The 205-nt window shown below is 46.8% G+C and carries 1 tRNA gene; it reads left to right on the top strand.

The annotated features are described in order from the left end of the window. The first annotated feature begins 20 nt into the window (after positions 1-20). A tRNA-Ala gene (locus IAE50_RS25885) sits at positions 21-96 on the top strand. Positions 97-205: the final 109 nt, after the last annotated feature.

Raw genomic sequence — 205 nt, 5'->3', positions numbered from 1 at the left:
TAACAGAGTTTAACTACGATGGGGCTATAGCTCAGCTGGGAGAGCGCCTGCTTTGCACGCAGGAGGTCTGCGGTTCGATCCCGCATAGCTCCACCATCCTCACTGTTCGTCACAAGAAAACTTCAGAGTACACATTCTGTGTGTGCTGCGAAGTTTTGCTCTTTAAAAATCTGGATCAAGCTGAAAATTGAAACACAGAACAATG

This window comes from Kosakonia sp. S42 (genome assembly GCF_016624785.1).
GTDB lineage: Bacteria > Pseudomonadota > Gammaproteobacteria > Enterobacterales > Enterobacteriaceae > Kosakonia > Kosakonia cowanii.
The sequence above is the reverse complement of the archived record's forward strand: the minus strand, read 5'-3'. Positions and strand labels throughout refer to the sequence as shown.